The organism is Sandaracinobacteroides sp. A072 (assembly GCF_052616365.1).
In genome coordinates, this window is record NZ_JBQXGU010000001.1 from 238,976 (window position 1) to 254,494 (window position 15,519).

Here is a 15,519-nt window from a genome sequence, read left to right on the forward strand (position 1 = left end):
AGGAGTAACAGCATGGGAGCGGGACGTATAGCGTGTCGCCAGGTCTCTATCGTGATCAGTAAAAAACGGGCCAGCCACGATGGACTGGCCCCAGTTCAGGGTCGCCTGTTCGTCACGCCGGCAGGTGGTGCCGCAACGGGCAGTTCCGCGCGTGAAGTCCTGCTGCCTGCATCAGCTGCCCAGCCGCTTCCAGACTGTGCGGCCGGGGCTGTCATCGCCCTCCGGCGCCGCGCCAAGCTGGTCGAGTAGCGCGTTGATGCGCTGGGCAAGACCGGCTTCGGTCGTGCGGGTTTCCGCATCCGGTGGCGCCATGCCCTCGTTCGTGGCCGTCTGGTGGTCGGTGATGTCATGGCCCCATTCCTGCAGCAACCGCAGTTTCTGCGCATGGCTCAGTTCCGGGTCCGACATGATGGCTTCGGGCGCCGGATAGAAGGCCGAGGGGTCGGCCGCGGCGGCATCGAAATCCTCTCCGGGAAGGCCCGCCTGCGGCACGCCCTGCCCGGAAACCTTGGCTGTCATGGTCTTTCTCCCGCTGCTTCGCCCGGGCGTCAGCGGCTGGCCAGCTAAGGGGCCTGCCGCATGCCTGACACCCCTGCGGGGCGTGTGATCAGCTATGTTTCGTGAAATGATCGATCTGGCGTTCGGCCTCGTCCTTGGCGATTCCGTAGCGTTCCTGGATCTTTCCGATCATGACATCGCGTTTTCCGGCGATTTCAGTCATGTCGTCATCCGTGAGCTTGCCCCACTGTTCCTTCACCTTGCCGGTGAATTGTGTCCAATTGCCTTCGATCCTGTCCCAGTTCATGGCCTGTCCTTTCAATTCTGCGTGAATGTCATGAAAGGATAACAGGCAAGCGGGCGAATGGTTCCGCCAGCCGGCTGGCTGATTGCCGCCGCTCAGGCCGGCGCCAGTCCCTTCTGCCGCGACAGCAGCGCCTGGCCGATGGTCGCCACCACGGTTTCCGGCTCGAAGGGCTTGGTGACCAGATAGGTGGGTTCGGGCCGCTCGCCTGTCAGCAGGCGTTCGGGGTAGGCCGTGATGAAGATGACCGGCACGTCGAACCGGTCGAGGATGTCCTTCACCGCGTCGATTCCGGACGATCCGTCGGCCAGCTGGATGTCGGCGAGCACGAGGTCCGGTGCTTCCCGCGTGGCGGCTTCCACGGCTTCGTCGCGCGTGGTGGCGCTGGCGACAACCTTGTGCCCCATGTCCTCGACGATCTGCTCGATGTGCATCGCGATGATCGGCTCGTCCTCGATGACCAGCACACGCGAGCGGATGGCGTCCGAAATCGCGGCAAGGGCGCCGGCAATGGCGGCCTCCACCTCGTCCGTGCCAAGGCCGAGGATCTCGGCCGCCTCATGGGTGCTGAACCCTTCCACGGCTGTTAGCAGCAGGGCCTCGCGCCGGCCGGTGGCAAGGCCGGGCAGCACGTCATGGCCTTCGGAGCCTTCGTCCGTAGTGGCCCCGACGGACGCCGCATCGGCATGCGGGCCCCAGCAGGCGTGGAACAGGCGGAACAGCGCCAGCTTCGGCGGGCTGCCGGCGGGCAGGCTGGCAGGGTCTTCCAGCAGCGCCTCGAGCGTCGCGCGGACGAAGCTGTCGCCGCTTTTCTGCGAACCCGTGAGGGCGCGGGCATGGCGACGAAGGAAGGGCAGGTGCGGCCCGAGTGTTGCGCGAAGCGAAACGGCGGTGTCGGTCATTCACAATCTCCGTCATGGGCTGCCTGGGGCTGCCTGGGGCTGCCAGAGGTCGCCAAGGGCCGCGATGGCCTGATGTCATCCGCATGAAACCGGGGATGGACATTTCTGTTCCCGATTGCCGGGAACATTTTTGCACATGCCCTGTTCGGCAAGCGACAGATGCATGGCCATGGTGACAATCCAGTGGGCATCAAGACGGCAATCAAGACGGCAATCAAGGCGACCAGTAAAGCGGAAAGGGTCTGTGCATGAAGGCGGATCAGGACAGGAAGCGCGGCACCGGCTCGCAAGCGGGCGGACAGCAGGCAGGCAGGCGGCGCGGCCGGAGCGATGATCCCATCTCCCTCGGGCTGCGGCAGCTGTGGGCCGATGTCGAGAATGAGCCGGTGCCCGATGATTTCCTTGCCATTCTCGATGCGATCGATGCGCGGGCCGGCGGCGCTGAAAGCCAAGAGCAGGGCGGAAACGACCTTGCATCCGCTGGCCCGGATGCCGTGGAGCGCGCGAAATGAGCGATACGGTCTTCAGGCGCGACCTCGTCGCCATCATCCCGTCCTTGCGCGCCTTTGCGCGCGGCCTCTGCGGCAACCGCGACCTTGCCGACGACCTGACGCAGGAGGCCCTGACCAAGGCCTGGGCGGCGCGCCAGTCCTTCCAGCCGGGCACCAATTTCCGCGCCTGGATGTTCCGGATCCTGCGCAACCATTTCTACACCACGGCAACGGTCGCCCGGCGTTTCGTCGCCTATGATCCCGACAGCCCGGCGCATGTGATGACAACCCCGCCAACGCAGGGCGGGGAGCGCACGCTTGCCGACCTGCAGCGCGGCCTTGCCACCCTGCCGGCCGAACAGCGCGAGGCGCTGGTGCTGCTGGAATCGGGCCTCCAGTGGGACGAGATCGCCGATGTGATGGGCTGCCCGCTGGGCACGGTGAAAAGCCGCATCACGCGCGGGCGGCAGGCGCTGAAACGCTATATGGACGGGCCACCCGAGGCCGCCCCGGCCAGCCCTGCGCGCGCGCTGCGGCACGCTGTGCCGGCCGGCACGTGACAGGCGGCGTGCTGGGCGAACAGCGAGGTTTGCTGTCGTCTCTCGCGCGGCGCACGGGTGTCCGTTCGGCCATGCTGCTGGTGGTGCTGGCCTCGTTGCTGCCGCTGGCGGCCCTTGCCACCATCAACGGCATCTTTCGGCTCGACCGTGACCGGGCGCTCCATGCCGAGGCGCTGGCCGATACTGCGCGTCTTGCCGCCATGTCCGAACGGGGCGAGATCCGCAACATCCGCATGCTGCTGTCGCTGCTGGCCACGAACCCGGATGTGCTGTCCGGCGAGCAGGCGCGCTGCGGCCCGGCGCTGCTGAACGCGTGGAACGCGCTGGACCCCTATACCCAGCTGTCGCTCGTGACTGCCGATGGCCGGGTCCTCTGCTCGGCCATGCCCGAGATGGTGGGTGAAAGCATGGCCGGCTGGAGCGCCTGGCGCATGGTCGCTGAACGGCCGGGTTTCCGGCTGCTGCCGCCAGTCTGGGGCACGCATTCCCGGCGCACCGTTTTCGTGGCCGTCCTTCCCGTGCCGGATGGCCCCGTTCCGGAGGACCGGGAGGGTGCTGCAGGGGGGGGGCGCATGATCGCTGCCTCGATCGACCTGCGCGCCTTTCAGGACAGGGTGCGCATCCACAAACATTCCCGCAACGCCGTGGTGATGCTGGTGGACGGGACAGGGCGGATCCTGCTGTCCACCCGGCCGGTTGACTGGGGCCGGCTGTCGCTGGATCCCCGGCACGCCATTGCGCCCGGCAACGCCCCCGGTAACGCCCCCGGATATGCCCATGATTCGGGTGCAGAAGAGCATGATGAGGAGCATGGAGACGGCACCGGAGCGGCGGCCATGTTCAGCGCCCGGGATGCCGATGGTCACCGCTGGTCCTATGTGGCCGAGCCGCTGCTGCCGGATACGGACCCCGAGGGCGCCTTTCATGTCGTGACGGCGGCGCCTGCACCCTACCTCTTCACCGAGGAATGGTGGTTCATCGCCAGCTATTTCGCGCTTCCGGTCCTGGCGCTTGTGCTGGCCTCCGCCGCAATCTGGGTGGGCGCCAACCATGCCATATTGCGCTGGGTGGGGCGGCTGGGGGACAAGGCGCGCGAAATCGGCGCCGGGCGCTACATCCAGCGCGAGGGGCGTTTTGCCGATGCGCCGAAAGAAATGCGCGCGCTGGCGCAGGACCTGCAGGCCATGGCGCACATGATCGCGGAGCGCGACCGCACGCTGAAGGCCGCCATCGCGCGCCAGAAGGCGCTGACCCTCGAACTGCATCATCGTGTTGGCAACACGCTGCAGATCATGGGCAGCTATCTCAGCCTGCAGGCGCGCGAGGCCGGCCCCGGCGAGGGCCGGGATGTGCTGTCCCATGTCCGCCTGCGTGTGGCGGTCCTGTCGCTCGTGCACCGGCTGCATTACAGCGCCGGGCAGGAAACCAGCATCGGGGCACGGCAGCTTCTGGAAGAGCTGGCGGCCCTTCTGGGGCGGTCGATGCCGGGTGTCAGCGGGTTCATCCTGGACCAGAGACCGGATGCGGCCGACATCAGCATCGATACGGCTGTGCCGCTGTCCCTCTGGATCGTGGAAGCCGCCGGACTGATGGCGAGGCCTCCGGCCCCGGAAGGGGAGAATGCGGGACATGAAGCCGCCGGCGCCGGGCGAAGCGCGTCATGGTTCCGGCTTTCCTTCCGTCTGGCAGGTGGTTCGGCGCTGCTGGCCATCCGGACTGGTGGTGGCGGGCAGGCATGCCCCATCGCCGACGAGGAGACGCGGATGCTCCGGGCGCTCGCGCGGCAGCTTGGCGGCACTTGTCTTGTCGGTGCCGATGCGGATGGCCTGCCCTTGATCCGGCTCGAGATGCCGGCAGCCAATCTTGACCGGTTCGAACGCGCGATCCTGACATCATCTGAAGAGCCTGGCTGAAGGGCGCGGCCAGCCGTTCCGGGTGCGCCTGAAGGCGCGCATGAAAAAGGCCGTGGCCAGGCTGGCCACGGCCTTCATTCCGGCTTCGTCAGGCTTAGCGGTTGGCGCTCCCATCGTCGCCCGGCTTGTCGATATCGACCGTGGGCACTTCGATGGTGGCGGTCTCGGTGCCGACGCTGACATCGGCAGTCTCGACCTGTACATCGGGGACTTCACCGCCCTCGATCTTCACATCGGGCGCCTGCAGCTTGCCCGAGGCGTCGACGTTGAAGAGCCCGAGCGCCCAGGCAAGGGCGAGAACCGCGACTGCGGCCACGAGGATGATGGCGACGACGCGACCGGTATTGCCGCTGGTGCTGCTGTCGTGCGGATTGGCGTTCATCTTGTCTGCCTCCTGTCTTGCAGCGCACCCCCCGGATGCAGCCGCATGTGTCCGGCCCCTGGCCTGCCCCGTGGGGGCGAAAAACCGACCTGCCCCGTGCGAGTGCGGGTCTGGCCAGTGGGCATGAGCGGAGAACCGGCCTGATCCGGAAAGGTTCCTGAAAAATATCCAGGCCATCGGCGCATGTATGGAAAAACTATTCAATGCCGCTTCTATCAGGCCTGCAAGGATGCGGGGCGCGCCATGCTTCGTGCCCTTCTTCATTTCTTTCATCCGGTCCTGTTTCGAAGGGAAAAGCAGGCGTGGAACATTCGGGGGGCTTCCGGGTTTTGTTGGCATGAGCGCCGGAACACCGGCCCGATACCGGAGGACAGACATGAACCAGCACATGCACAGCAGCAAGGATCAGGACACCGCCCGCCATGATGGCCTGGGCAATGGGCGTGATTTTCCACGCGATGAAAGCGGGACGCTGATTTCCGCCAGCAAGGTCGAAGGCACCGCCTGCTATGACTGCGATGGCAAGAAGATCGGCGCCATCGATGACGTCATGCTCGACAAATATACCGGCAAGGTCGCTTATGCGATCATGAGCTTCGGCGGCTTTCTCGGCATCGGCGAGAAATATCACCCCGTACCCTGGCACCGGCTCGATTATGACACGTCGGTCGGCGGTTATCGCATCGACATGGCCGGGGCGACGCTGAAAGACGCGCCCAGCTATGACCGCGCCCAGATCGACCGCGGGAAATGGGGCCCGGACGCTGACCGCCACTATGGCGTGATGCCGCCCTCCACGGCGGGCGTGGGTAGCAGCATGGCGGTTGGCACCTCGCCGCAGCCGCGCCCCTGAGCCCGACGGAAAACGCACATCCAAAGCAGGGGAGCGACAGCCCCCGGCATTCCATCACCGGACACGGGCGTAAACGATCCGTGCAGCATCTGGCAGGAGACTGAACATGGGCCTTCTTCTCATCATCGTCGTCGGCGGCATCCTTGGCTGGCTGGCCAGCATCGTCATGCGTACCGACGCGCAACAGGGCATTCTTCTGAATATCGTTGTCGGAATCGTCGGCGCCTTTCTCGCCGGCTTCCTCATCACGCCACTGATCGGCGGCGCACCGATCACTTCGGGCGCGATGGATATCCGCTCGCTTCTTGCGTCGTTCCTCGGGGCCATCGTACTGCTGGGGATCGTGAACCTCTTCCGTCGGGGCCGCGTGCGGTAAGCGCCTGCCCTGACACACAATGGCCGGGGGCCGCGACCTGAGATGGTCGCGGCCCCTGTTCCTTGTGGCGCCAGTTCTTAATGGCGCATTGTCATGGAATGGCGCCTTGTCATGGGGGCGGCGTCAGGCCGGTCCCTGCTCCCGGCGGAAGACGAGCAGAAGGTTGTTTGCCGGCATTTCGTCCATCCGCTCCAGCCCAAGCCCATGGGCCGCCGCCTCGGCGGAGACCGTTTCCAGCCGGCGCAGGCCCCAGCGCGGGTCGCGAGCCTTGAGGTCGGTGTCGAAGGCCAGATTGGATGGCGCCGTTTCCACCCCGTCCCGCAGATAGGGGCCATAGAGGATGAGCAACCCGCCGGGCGGAAGCAGCCGCGAGGCCCCGGCCATCAGCCCCTGCGTTGCTTCCCAGGGGCTTATGTGCACCATGTTGATGCACAGGATCGCATCGGCCCTTTCGACCGGCCATGCGCCTGCTTCCTGCCCGCGCGCGGCATCGAGTGCTGCAACCGGGCGGATGTTCGCAAGCCCTGAATCGGCGGCATGGGCGGCAACGGATGCCCGGGCTTCAGGTGATGGGTCGCTCGGCTGCCACGACAGGGCCGGGAGTGCACGGGCAAAATGGACCACATGCTCGCCCGTGCCGCTTGCGATTTCGAGCACGCTGCCCGTTTCCGGCAGCACCTTCCGCAGCACGGCAAGAATGGGATCCCGGTTGCGATGGGCCGCCGGCGAGGAAAGGCGCGGGTCTTCCGTCATGGCCGGTCGCCGCGCCGGAAGCGGCGCAGCCCGTCGTCGATCACATCGGCGATGGCTGCCCTTTCCGCCGGGGAAAGGAAGCTGCCCAGCCTCAGCCGGCGGTCGCCAGCCCTGAGCCACAGGCGGTTTTCAGCCTCGCCCAGTTCCTCCAGCTCGACACGGGCGTGCCAGGGTTCCAGCCGCGTGCGCCGGGCCTGGCCGTGCGCTGCGATGCGGATGAATTCCAGCCCCTCCGAATCGAGGCGCAGATGCTCGGACGCGCGGCCCGAACGGTAGGAGGCGCGCATGGCCCAGGCCAGCAGCGCGATATCGGCCAGCATGAAGGGCAGGATGGGCCAGGCGCCCAGCATCAGGAAGCGCACCCCCATCAGAAGGAAGATGAGGGAGACGCCGGCGATCATCAGCCAGAAGCTGCGCCGGTCGAGCGAGCGGCTGGGGCGCATTTCAAGATCGAAGATGGCGGGCTTGCGGGGTCGCATGCGGGCTGCTCTAGCAAATTCATGGCCCGTACGCCCAGTGACAAAAAGCCCCCGGTACGCGCCGCCAAGGCGCGGCCGCTTTCGCCTGCCGAAGTGGAGGCGATCTTCGATGCGCTGGGCGCGGCAAACCCAGACCCCCGGACGGAACTCGATTATGTGAACCCCTATACCCTGCTGGTGGCGGTGGTGCTTTCGGCGCAGGCGACGGATGCCGGAGTGAACCGCGCGACGAAGGCGCTGTTCCAGACGGTGCAGACACCGCAGGCCATGCTCGACCTCGGGCTTGAGGGATTGCGCCAGCATATCCGCACCATCGGGCTCTTCAACGCCAAGGCGGCCAATGTGATCCGCCTGTCCGAACAACTGATCGAGCGGCATGGCGGCGCGGTGCCACGCACCCGCGCCGAACTGGAAGCGCTGGCGGGCGTGGGCCGCAAGACGGCGAATGTGGTGCTGAACGAGGCCTTCGGGGAACCGACCCTGGCGGTCGACACCCATGTCTTCCGGGTGGCGCGGCGAATCGGCCTGTGCGACGGCAAGACGCCCGAGGCCGTGGAAAGGCAGCTTGTGCCCCAGGTGCCGGCCCGCTGGGCGCGACCGGCCCATCATATGCTGATCCTCCACGGGCGCTATCTGTGCAAGGCACGCCAGCCCGAATGCTGGCGTTGCCCTGTGGCCAGCTGGTGCCGCCACATGCCCAAGACACCCGAACCGCGCAAAGGCAGCCGCAAGCCAGCTGCCTGAAAGCACGTGTTAACTTGCCATTCAGGCCGCCGGAGTTCAGATTTGCGCCTGCTTCAGAGGAGGAGGCGCGAAATGGGATACCGCAACAGGAAAGACAGGCTGACCGGGCTGGTCCTTGCCGCAGCGCTTGCCATGGCGGCCCATGCCCCGGCGGCCGCCATGGGCAAAAAGCCGGTGGAACTGGTTCCCGATGGCGAGCCCGTGACCTGCATCGACCGGCATCGCATCAACAGCACCCGCGTGATCGATGACCAGACGATCGATTTCGTGATGGCTGGCGGCAAGATCATGCGCAACACCCTGCCCAACCGCTGCCCGGGCCTCGGGTTCGAGCGGGCCTTCATGTATTCGACCTCGCAAAGCCAGCTCTGCAACGTGGACATCATCACCGTGCTGCAGACATCCGGTGGGCCGATGCGCGGGGCATCCTGCGGGCTGGGCAAGTTCACGCCAATGAAGAAGGCTGACGCTGCAGAAGACGCGAAGGCGGCGGCGGACTAGTCCGTCAGTTCGTCCCAGGCGCCCTTCAGCCTGTCCCAGAAACCCTTGGAACGCGGGCAGCCTTCGCTGCCGCCCGCTGTTCCGCGGAATTCCTCCAGCAGTTCCTTCTGGCGGGCGTTCAGCTTCGTCGGCGTTTCAAGCTCCACCTGCACCACCAGGTCGCCCACGCCATGGCCATTGAGCGCCGGCATGCCGCGCCCGCGCACGCGGAACTGGCGGCCGGTCTGCGTGCCGGCGGGCACCTTCACATCGACCGGCTTGCGATCGATGCCGGGGATGCTGATGTCGCCACCCAATGCCGCGTCCACGAAGCTCATGGGCACCTGCGCGAAGAGGGTGGTTCCGTCCCGCTTCCAGATGGCGTGCGGCTTCATGTGGATGAAGAGATAGAGGTCGCCGGCTTCGCCGCCGCGCGGGCCGGCTTCGCCTTCGCCTGCCAGGCGGATGCGGGTGCCATCGTCCACGCCGGGCGGAATCTTTACCTTCAGCGACTTGCGCCGCTCGACCCGGCCTTCGCCGCCGCAATGCTCGCACGGGTCTGAAATGACCGAGCCGGAGCCATGGCAGGAAGGGCAGGTGCGCTCGACGATGAACATGCCGTTCTGCATGCGCACCTGGCCGCGCCCGCCGCAGGTGCCGCAATTCTGGGCGCGGGCGCCGGGCTTGGCGCCTGTTCCTGCGCAATGGTCGCAGCTCACCGCGACATCGACGGCGAGGTCCATCTCGATGCCGTGGAAGGCGTCCTCGAAGCTGACCTGAAGGTCGTGGCGGATATCGGCGCCGCGCTGCGGCCCGGCGCGCCTGCCACGGCCGCCACCGCCCATGAACTGGTCGAAGATATCCGAGAAGATATCCGAGAAGGGCGCGGAATCGCCGAAGGGGTTGCCGCCGCCGCCGGCCCCGCCGCCGCCATTGCGGAAAGCGGCATGGCCGAAGCGGTCGTAGGCGGCCCGCTTCTGCGGGTCCTTCAGCACGTCATAGGCCTCGTTGATGGCCTTGAAGCGGCTTTCTGCCTCGGAATCGCCGGGGTTGCGATCCGGGTGCCAGCGCATGGCGAGCTTGCGATAAGCGGTTTTCAGCGCGCCTTCATCACAGCCGCGCTCGACCTCGAGCAGCTCGTAATAGTCCATTTCGGTATACATTGACGACAGCCCTCTGAAGGCAGGGCCGGGGGTGTCAAGCCCCCGGCCGTATCAGATCACTTCTTGCTGTCGTCAACTTCGGTGAAGTCGGCGTCCACCACATCCTCGGCGGGCTTGGCTTCTGCTGCGGCTTCTCCCTGGGCGCTTGCCTGCTCGGCGGCATAGACCGCCTCGCCAAGCTTCATCGCCACCTGGGCCAGCGCCTGCGCCTTCTGGCCGATCTGTGCGGCATCATCCGAATCGAGCACTGCCTTCACATCGGCGATTGCGGCCTCGATCGCGGACTTCGTTTCGGCGTCCACCTTGTCCCCATGCTCGGAAAGCTGGCGCTCGGTGGCGTGGACGAGGCTGTCGGCCTGGTTGCGGGCTTCGGCCGTCTCGCGGCGCTTCTTGTCCTCGGCCGAGAACTGCTCCGCTTCCTTCACCATCTTGTCGATGTCGTCCTTGGAAAGGCCGCCCGACGGCTGGATCCTGATCTGCTGTTCCTTGCCGGTGCCCTTGTCCTTGGCGTTCACGCTGACGATGCCGTTGGCGTCGATGTCGAAGGTCACCTCGATCTGCGGCACGCCGCGCGGCGCGGCGGGAATGCCCACGAGGTCGAACTGGCCCAGCATCTTGTTGTCAGCCGCCATTTCCCGCTCGCCCTGGAAGACGCGGATCGTCACGGCGGACTGGTTGTCATCGGCCGTGGAGAAGGTCTGCGACTTCTTGGTGGGGATGGTGGTGTTGCGGTCGATCATGCGGGTGAAGACCCCGCCCAGCGTCTCGATGCCCAGCGACAGCGGCGTGACATCGAGGAGCAGCACGTCCTTCACGTCGCCCTGCAGCACGCCGGCCTGGATGGCGGCGCCCATGGCCACCACTTCGTCCGGGTTTACGCCGGTGTTCGGCTCCTTGCCGAACAGCTCCTTCACAAACTGGCGGACCCGCGGCATGCGGCTCATGCCGCCCACCAGGATCACTTCGTCGATTTCGCTCGCCTTCACGCCGGCTTCGTTCATGGCGTCGATGCAAGGCTTGCGGGTGCGCTCGATCAGGTCGATCACCAGCTTCTCGAGGTCGGCGCGGCTGAGCTGGCGCACGAGGTGCTTCGGCCCGGTCGCATCCGCCGTGATGAAGGGCAGGTTCACTTCGGTGGTGGCCGACGAGCTCAGCTCGATCTTGGCCTTTTCGGCGGCTTCCTTCAGCCGCTGCAGCGCCAGGCGGTCGCTCCGCAGGTCGATGCCTTCGTCCTTTTTGAAGCCTTCGGCCAGATACTCGACCAGCTTGGCGTCGAAGTCCTCGCCGCCCAGGAAGGTGTCGCCACTTGTCGACTTCACCTCGAACACGCCGTCGCCCAGTTCGAGGACGGACACGTCGAAGGTGCCGCCGCCAAGGTCATAGACGGCGATGGTTCTGGCGTTGACATTCTTGTCGAGGCCATAGGCCAGCGCCGCCGCCGTCGGTTCGTTGATGATACGCAGCACCTCGAGGCCGGCGATCTGGCCGGCATCCTTGGTGGCCTGGCGCTGGGCGTCGTTGAAATAGGCAGGCACGGTGATCACGGCCTGCGTCACCGTCTCGCCGAGATAGGCCTCGGCGGTTTCCTTCATCTTCTGCAGGATGAAGGCCGAAATCTGCGAGGGGCTGTAATCCTTGCCGCCCGCCTGCACCCAGGCATCGCCATTGGCGCCGGACACGATCCGGTAGGGCACCAGATCCTTGTCCTTCTGGGTCATCGGGTCGTCGAAGCGGCGGCCGATCAGGCGCTTCACCGCGAAGACGGTGTTTTCCGGGTTGGTCACGGCCTGGCGCTTGGCGGGCTGGCCGACGAGACGCTCGCCATCCTTGGCGAAGGCAACCTGCGACGGAGTCGTGCGCGCGCCTTCCGCATTCTCGATCACCTTCGGCGTGCTGCCTTCCATGACGGCGACGCAGCTGTTGGTGGTGCCAAGGTCGATCCCGATAACCTTTGCCATAGTCTGTCCTCTGCCTTCGTCTTTCATGATCGCCGCTGTTGCCCGGGCGATTCACTGATGCATGTGGGCCACTATGGCCCGGTTCACTGCGGCATATAGGGTCATCATTCGGCGCATCAATGGCACGCACGCAACCAGCATGGGGTGTTTTTGCAATGCGGCAGCGCTCCGGCCCGGCCTGCCCCCCTCCGATGTGTGCGCCCCGTTGCATCGCCGGCCCAGCGTGCCTACGTCCGTTTGATCAGCGCAGAGGAGATCATCATGATCCGCAGTTTCGGGCCTGTCGCCAGCATTGTCGTCGCCCTTGCCGCCAGCATTGCCGCCGCCCCCGCCGTTGCGAAAGGCCCGGAACTTTCCGGCGCCTGGGTGCGGCTGCCGGCGGCCACGGGCCGCCCCGCGGCCGGCTATTTCACCCTGAAGGGCGGCGACTCGGCCGACAGGCTGGTAGCGGCCACCTCGCCACGGGCCGAACGGATCGAACTGCACAGCATGGTCATGCATAATGGCGTGATGCGGATGCGCGCCGAGACCGGCTTCGACGTGCCGGCGGGCGCTGCGCTCGTCTTCGCGCCCGGCGGCAATCACCTGATGCTCTTCGGGCTCGACAGCAAGCTGAAGCCCGGGGACCGCATCCCCGTGACGCTTCGCTTCCAGTCCGGCGCGACGCTGGGCTTCGAGGCGGAGGCCCGCGCGGTGACGGCTGCGGCCCATGGCGGCCACAAGGGGCACTGAGCCGCCCGCCGCCGGCCTGACCACGGGCGTGACCGCGGATCCGTTCAGCCGCCCGCTGACGCCGGGGGAAAGGCAGATGCTGTCCGGCGTGTTCGGCACTGCGCTCGCCATGGACCCGGTGCGGGTTCACCCGCGCAAATGGTGGATGTGGCAGCCCGCATGGGTGACGATGGCGCCCGACGGGCACTTGTGGTTCCACCCCAATGGCAGCGGCTGGAGCATGGATTTCAGTGCCGAGCCGCTGTGGCTGCGCGGCCATTTCGTGCATGAAATGGTGCATGTGTGGCAGCATCAGCAGGGCATCGACCTGCGCTGGCGGCGGCCGCCGCTGGCCCGTTACGCCTATCTGCCGCTTGTGCCCGGCAAGCCGTTCCACCGCTACGGGCTGGAGCAGCAGGCGGAAATCGTGCGCGATGCCTATGAACTGAGCGTGGGCGCGCCTGCGAAGGCGCGCCCACCACTCGAAACCTATGCCGCCCTCATCCCCTTCTGGCCGGACAGGCCAGCCGGCTGAAGGCTGGCGTTCGGGTTTTAGCCTTCGGCTGCGGCGCGGGCCTTGGCCACCGTCACCAGCGCCGGGCGCAGCAGGCGTTCCTTCATCACCCAGCCCGCCTGCAGTTCCGAAACGATGGTGCCCGGTTCCGCTTCGGCTTCCACTTCCACCATGGCCTGGTGGCAATTGGGGTCGAGCGGCAGGCCGACGGCGGGCACGCGCTTCACGCCATTGCGTTCGAAAATGGCGAACAGCTCGCGCTGGGTCGCCTCGATTCCGGTGCGGATGGCAGCACTTGCCTCTTCCTCGGGGATGGAAGCGAGGGCGCGGGCGAGATTGTCGGCCACGGTCAGCATGTCGCGCGCAAAGGATGCGGCGGCAAACTGCACCGCCTCGGTCTTGTCGCGCTCCAGCCGGCGGCGGGTATTCTCGGCCTCGGCAGCCATTCTGAGCGCCCGGTCGCGCTCGGCGTCGCGCTCCGTCGTCAGCGCGACGATTTCGGCGCGCGCCTCCTCAAGTTCCTGTTCCAGCGGCTTCGGCGCATCGGCCGGCGCTTCTTCGGTCATGCCATCAACCTCGACAATCTGTTCGCAGTGAAGTCCACCATGGGGACGACGCGCGCATAGTTCAACCTCGTGGGGCCGATCACGCCGACCACGCCGATTACCCGGCCGTCGGCGCCGCGATAGGGTGCGGCGATCACGCTCGACCCTGTCAGTGCGAAAAGCTGGGTTTCGGCGCCGATGAAGATCCTCAGGGCCTCGGCCTCGCGCGCCCGGTCGAGCAGGCGGGCCAGTTCCTCCTTCTGCTCCAGTTCCTCCAGCAGGGCGCGCGTGCGGTCGAGGTCGGCGGAATCGAGGATATGGGCCTGCCCGCGCACGATCAGCACGGGCCGCGCGCCATCGTTCGACCAGATCGCCAGCCCCTGCTCGACAAGGTCCGCCGTCAGCCGGTCGAGTTCGGCGCGGTCGGTCGCCATCTGCTGGCGCAGCCTGCCCGCGGCATCGGCAAGCGTCAGCCCGGAAAGCCGGGCGTTCACATAATTCTGCGCCTGTTCGAGCACATGGTCCGGCAGGCCCTCGGGCAGGGCCATCACCCGGTTCTCGATGCTGCCATCGGCACCCACCAGCACGGCGAGCGCCCGGCCCGGCCCCAGCCGCACGAGGTTGAGCTGCCGCAGCGCCGGTTCGGTCTTGGGCGTTGCAACGACGGCCGCGCACTGGGCAAGGCCGGAAAGCACGGAGGTGGTGCGGGACAGAAGGTCTTCGAGGCTTGCCCCGGCGCGCATGGCTTCGGCCTCGATCGCGGCGACATCCTCGCGCGAGGGTTGTGCTGCCTGCATCATGCCATCGACAAAGAGCCTCAGCCCCTGTTCGGTGGGCACGCGCCCGGCCGAAGTGTGCGGCGCCGCAAGCAGGCCCAGTTCCTCCAGATCCTGCATCACGTTGCGGATCGAGGCGGCGGAAAGCTGGAGGCCGCCCATTCTGGAAAGCGTGCGCGAACCAACCGGAGCCCCGGTTTCGAGGTAGCTGTCGACGATGTCACGGAAGATGCCGCGCGCGCGCTCGGTCAGCTGGGAGACCGTGATTCCCTGTGGCTCCTGCATGAGACAGTATCTAGTGCGCCAGCGCCGCCTTCTCAACCATGGTTGCGTCCGGCGGCCAGGAAGCCTATCGCCCGGGCTTGTTTTTCCCCAGCACAGATCAAGGACAGACCATGCGCCCTTCGGGACGTTCGCCGGACATGATGCGCGAGATCGAGATGATTCCGGGCTTCAATGCCCATGCCGAAGGCTCATGCCTCGTGAAGTTCGGCCAGACCCACGTGCTGGTGACGGCCAGCGTCGAGGAAAAGGTGCCGCCCTTCATGCGCGGCAAGGGCGAAGGCTGGGTGACGGCCGAATATGGCATGCTGCCCCGCAGCACCCACACGCGCAGCAGCCGCGAAGCGGCCAAGGGCAAGCAATCGGGCCGCACGCAGGAAATCCAGCGGCTGATCGGCCGCTCCCTGCGTGCGGTCACCAACCTGAAGGCGCTGGGCGAGCGGCAGATCGTGATCGACTGTGACGTGCTGCAGGCCGATGGCGGAACGCGCACCGCCGCCATTTCCGGCGCCTGGGTGGCGCTGCGCATGGCGCTTGACAAGATCAATGCCGTGACCCCGTTCGAAACCGACCCCCTGCCGCTGCAGGTGGCAGCCGTTTCCTGCGGCGTCTATGAGGGCACGCCCGTTCTCGATCTCGACTACCCCGAGGACAGCACCGCCCACACCGACGGCAATTTCGTGCTGACGTCCAGCGGCCACCTTGTCGAGGTGCAGGCAACCGCCGAAGGCGACATCTTCGATGAGGAAACACTGCTCAGGCTGCTGCGGCTGGCCCGCATGGGCTGCGACGCGATCTTCGCCAAGCAGCGCGCCGCAACCGGGCGCTGAGCGGA

Annotated in this window: 20 protein-coding genes; 10 read left to right on the plus strand and 10 right to left on the minus strand. The window is 66.6% G+C overall.

From position 1 onward, the window contains the following. Positions 1-171 precede the first annotated feature (171 nt). The 3 genes from ACUJ46_RS01130 to ACUJ46_RS01140 all read right to left on the minus strand — a co-directional run bounded on the left by ACUJ46_RS01130 (position 172) and on the right by ACUJ46_RS01140 (position 1,704). The gene (locus tag ACUJ46_RS01130) at positions 172-519 is read right to left on the minus strand and encodes a hypothetical protein (RefSeq protein ID WP_445388620.1); all 348 of its coding nucleotides are present in this window, start codon (positions 517-519) and stop codon (positions 172-174) included. An 88-nt stretch (positions 520-607) separates the two neighbouring features. Continuing rightward, positions 608-805 (minus strand): CsbD family protein, encoded by a 198-nt coding sequence (locus ACUJ46_RS01135; RefSeq protein WP_445388621.1) that lies wholly within the window; start codon positions 803-805, stop codon positions 608-610. Positions 806-897: 92 nt separating this feature from the next. Further along, positions 898-1,704 (minus strand): response regulator, encoded by an 807-nt coding sequence (locus ACUJ46_RS01140; RefSeq protein WP_445388622.1) that lies wholly within the window; start codon positions 1,702-1,704, stop codon positions 898-900. A gap of 248 nt (positions 1,705-1,952) precedes the next feature. Between ACUJ46_RS01140 and ACUJ46_RS01145 the strand changes: the two genes are divergently transcribed. The 3 genes from ACUJ46_RS01145 to ACUJ46_RS01155 are packed head-to-tail and all read left to right on the plus strand — an operon-like array spanning position 1,953 to position 4,668. After that, entirely contained in the window at positions 1,953-2,216 is a 264-nt protein-coding gene (locus ACUJ46_RS01145) for a NepR family anti-sigma factor (protein ID WP_445388623.1), read from the plus strand. Further along, positions 2,213-2,755, plus strand: coding sequence for a sigma-70 family RNA polymerase sigma factor (locus ACUJ46_RS01150; protein WP_445388624.1), 543 nt, complete (start codon positions 2,213-2,215; stop codon positions 2,753-2,755). The genes ACUJ46_RS01145 and ACUJ46_RS01150 overlap by 4 nt, the downstream gene beginning before the upstream one ends. After that, positions 2,752-4,668, plus strand: coding sequence for a sensor histidine kinase (locus tag ACUJ46_RS01155; RefSeq protein WP_445388625.1), 1,917 nt, complete (start codon positions 2,752-2,754; stop codon positions 4,666-4,668). The genes ACUJ46_RS01150 and ACUJ46_RS01155 overlap by 4 nt, the downstream gene beginning before the upstream one ends. A gap of 94 nt (positions 4,669-4,762) precedes the next feature. Here the strand turns inward: ACUJ46_RS01155 and ACUJ46_RS01160 are convergent, their stop codons facing one another. Then, positions 4,763-5,050, minus strand: a complete 288-nt coding sequence (locus tag ACUJ46_RS01160; RefSeq protein ID WP_445388626.1) for a hypothetical protein — start codon at positions 5,048-5,050, stop codon at positions 4,763-4,765. A 376-nt stretch (positions 5,051-5,426) separates the two neighbouring features. Here ACUJ46_RS01160 and ACUJ46_RS01165 point away from each other — a divergent pair, with 376 nt between their 5' ends. Both ACUJ46_RS01165 and ACUJ46_RS01170 read left to right on the plus strand, forming a co-directional pair. Next, on the plus strand, positions 5,427-5,903 hold the full coding sequence (locus ACUJ46_RS01165; protein ID WP_445388627.1) for a PRC-barrel domain-containing protein: 477 nt from the start codon (positions 5,427-5,429) through the stop codon (positions 5,901-5,903). Between the two features lie 106 nt (positions 5,904-6,009). Next, a complete protein-coding gene (locus tag ACUJ46_RS01170) occupies positions 6,010-6,279 on the plus strand; it encodes a GlsB/YeaQ/YmgE family stress response membrane protein (protein WP_445388628.1) in 270 nt (89 codons plus the stop codon). A 123-nt stretch (positions 6,280-6,402) separates the two neighbouring features. Here ACUJ46_RS01170 and ACUJ46_RS01175 read toward each other — a convergent pair whose 3' ends face one another. Beyond that, positions 6,403-7,032, minus strand: coding sequence for a DUF938 domain-containing protein (locus ACUJ46_RS01175; RefSeq protein WP_445388629.1), 630 nt, complete (start codon positions 7,030-7,032; stop codon positions 6,403-6,405). Next, entirely contained in the window at positions 7,029-7,511 is a 483-nt protein-coding gene (locus tag ACUJ46_RS01180) for a DUF2244 domain-containing protein (RefSeq protein WP_445388630.1), read from the minus strand. The genes ACUJ46_RS01175 and ACUJ46_RS01180 overlap by 4 nt, the downstream gene beginning before the upstream one ends. A gap of 21 nt (positions 7,512-7,532) precedes the next feature. On the opposite strand from ACUJ46_RS01180, the gene nth reads away from it, so the two are divergent. Together nth and ACUJ46_RS01190 are read left to right on the plus strand one after the other, a co-directional pair. Continuing rightward, a complete protein-coding gene (nth, locus tag ACUJ46_RS01185) occupies positions 7,533-8,255 on the plus strand; it encodes an endonuclease III (RefSeq protein ID WP_445388631.1) in 723 nt (240 codons plus the stop codon). Positions 8,256-8,327: 72 nt separating this feature from the next. Further along, positions 8,328-8,756 (plus strand): hypothetical protein, encoded by a 429-nt coding sequence (locus ACUJ46_RS01190; RefSeq protein ID WP_445388632.1) that lies wholly within the window; start codon positions 8,328-8,330, stop codon positions 8,754-8,756. Here the strand turns inward: ACUJ46_RS01190 and dnaJ are convergent. After that, positions 8,753-9,898 (minus strand): molecular chaperone DnaJ, encoded by a 1,146-nt coding sequence (gene dnaJ, locus ACUJ46_RS01195; RefSeq protein ID WP_445388633.1) that lies wholly within the window; start codon positions 9,896-9,898, stop codon positions 8,753-8,755. The genes ACUJ46_RS01190 and dnaJ overlap by 4 nt on opposite strands. 56 nt (positions 9,899-9,954) lie before the next feature. Then, positions 9,955-11,856 (minus strand): molecular chaperone DnaK, encoded by a 1,902-nt coding sequence (gene dnaK / locus ACUJ46_RS01200; protein WP_445388634.1) that lies wholly within the window; start codon positions 11,854-11,856, stop codon positions 9,955-9,957. Positions 11,857-12,117: 261 nt separating this feature from the next. On the opposite strand from dnaK, the gene ACUJ46_RS01205 reads away from it, so the two are divergent. Together ACUJ46_RS01205 and ACUJ46_RS01210 are read left to right on the plus strand one after the other, a co-directional pair. Continuing rightward, positions 12,118-12,588 carry a copper chaperone PCu(A)C gene (locus tag ACUJ46_RS01205; RefSeq protein ID WP_445388635.1) on the plus strand — a complete coding sequence of 157 codons (471 nt, stop codon included), beginning with the start codon at positions 12,118-12,120 and terminating at the stop codon, positions 12,586-12,588. A 76-nt stretch (positions 12,589-12,664) separates the two neighbouring features. After that, positions 12,665-13,102, plus strand: a complete 438-nt coding sequence (locus ACUJ46_RS01210; protein ID WP_445389502.1) for a vgr related protein — start codon at positions 12,665-12,667, stop codon at positions 13,100-13,102. 17 nt (positions 13,103-13,119) lie between these two features. Here ACUJ46_RS01210 and grpE read toward each other — a convergent pair whose 3' ends face one another. Further along, complete coding sequence (gene grpE, locus ACUJ46_RS01215) at positions 13,120-13,647, minus strand: nucleotide exchange factor GrpE (RefSeq protein ID WP_445388636.1); 528 nt, start codon at positions 13,645-13,647, stop codon at positions 13,120-13,122. Then, positions 13,644-14,687 carry a heat-inducible transcriptional repressor HrcA gene (gene hrcA, locus ACUJ46_RS01220; protein ID WP_445388637.1) on the minus strand — a complete coding sequence of 348 codons (1,044 nt, stop codon included), beginning with the start codon at positions 14,685-14,687 and terminating at the stop codon, positions 13,644-13,646. The genes grpE and hrcA overlap by 4 nt, the downstream gene beginning before the upstream one ends. Positions 14,688-14,797: 110 nt before the next feature. On the opposite strand from hrcA, the gene rph reads away from it, so the two are divergent. Then, positions 14,798-15,514, plus strand: coding sequence for a ribonuclease PH (rph, locus tag ACUJ46_RS01225; protein ID WP_445388638.1), 717 nt, complete (start codon positions 14,798-14,800; stop codon positions 15,512-15,514). The last annotated feature ends 5 nt before the right edge of the window (positions 15,515-15,519 follow it).

What these genes read in the sequence shown, in the direction of transcription:
- ACUJ46_RS01140 (WP_445388622.1), bottom strand. Translation starts at nt 1,704, where the DNA reads ATGACCGACACCGCCGTTTCGCTTCGCGCAACACTCGGGCCGCACCTG.
- ACUJ46_RS01150 (WP_445388624.1), top strand. Translation starts at nt 2,213, where the DNA reads ATGAGCGATACGGTCTTCAGGCGCGACCTCGTCGCCATCATCCCGTCC.
- ACUJ46_RS01170 (WP_445388628.1), top strand. Translation starts at nt 6,010, where the DNA reads ATGGGCCTTCTTCTCATCATCGTCGTCGGCGGCATCCTTGGCTGGCTG.
- ACUJ46_RS01210 (WP_445389502.1), top strand. Translation starts at nt 12,665, where the DNA reads ATGCTGTCCGGCGTGTTCGGCACTGCGCTCGCCATGGACCCGGTGCGG.
- rph (WP_445388638.1), top strand. Translation starts at nt 14,798, where the DNA reads ATGCGCCCTTCGGGACGTTCGCCGGACATGATGCGCGAGATCGAGATG.
- dnaK (WP_445388634.1), bottom strand. Translation starts at nt 11,856, where the DNA reads ATGGCAAAGGTTATCGGGATCGACCTTGGCACCACCAACAGCTGCGTC.
- dnaJ (WP_445388633.1), bottom strand. Translation starts at nt 9,898, where the DNA reads ATGTATACCGAAATGGACTATTACGAGCTGCTCGAGGTCGAGCGCGGC.
- ACUJ46_RS01130 (WP_445388620.1), bottom strand. Translation starts at nt 519, where the DNA reads ATGACAGCCAAGGTTTCCGGGCAGGGCGTGCCGCAGGCGGGCCTTCCC.
- ACUJ46_RS01145 (WP_445388623.1), top strand. Translation starts at nt 1,953, where the DNA reads ATGAAGGCGGATCAGGACAGGAAGCGCGGCACCGGCTCGCAAGCGGGC.
- ACUJ46_RS01190 (WP_445388632.1), top strand. Translation starts at nt 8,328, where the DNA reads ATGGGATACCGCAACAGGAAAGACAGGCTGACCGGGCTGGTCCTTGCC.
- ACUJ46_RS01180 (WP_445388630.1), bottom strand. Translation starts at nt 7,511, where the DNA reads ATGCGACCCCGCAAGCCCGCCATCTTCGATCTTGAAATGCGCCCCAGC.
- ACUJ46_RS01205 (WP_445388635.1), top strand. Translation starts at nt 12,118, where the DNA reads ATGATCCGCAGTTTCGGGCCTGTCGCCAGCATTGTCGTCGCCCTTGCC.
- hrcA (WP_445388637.1), bottom strand. Translation starts at nt 14,687, where the DNA reads ATGCAGGAGCCACAGGGAATCACGGTCTCCCAGCTGACCGAGCGCGCG.
- ACUJ46_RS01160 (WP_445388626.1), bottom strand. Translation starts at nt 5,050, where the DNA reads ATGAACGCCAATCCGCACGACAGCAGCACCAGCGGCAATACCGGTCGC.
- ACUJ46_RS01165 (WP_445388627.1), top strand. Translation starts at nt 5,427, where the DNA reads ATGAACCAGCACATGCACAGCAGCAAGGATCAGGACACCGCCCGCCAT.
- ACUJ46_RS01175 (WP_445388629.1), bottom strand. Translation starts at nt 7,032, where the DNA reads ATGACGGAAGACCCGCGCCTTTCCTCGCCGGCGGCCCATCGCAACCGG.
- ACUJ46_RS01135 (WP_445388621.1), bottom strand. Translation starts at nt 805, where the DNA reads ATGAACTGGGACAGGATCGAAGGCAATTGGACACAATTCACCGGCAAG.
- grpE (WP_445388636.1), bottom strand. Translation starts at nt 13,647, where the DNA reads ATGACCGAAGAAGCGCCGGCCGATGCGCCGAAGCCGCTGGAACAGGAA.
- nth (WP_445388631.1), top strand. Translation starts at nt 7,533, where the DNA reads ATGGCCCGTACGCCCAGTGACAAAAAGCCCCCGGTACGCGCCGCCAAG.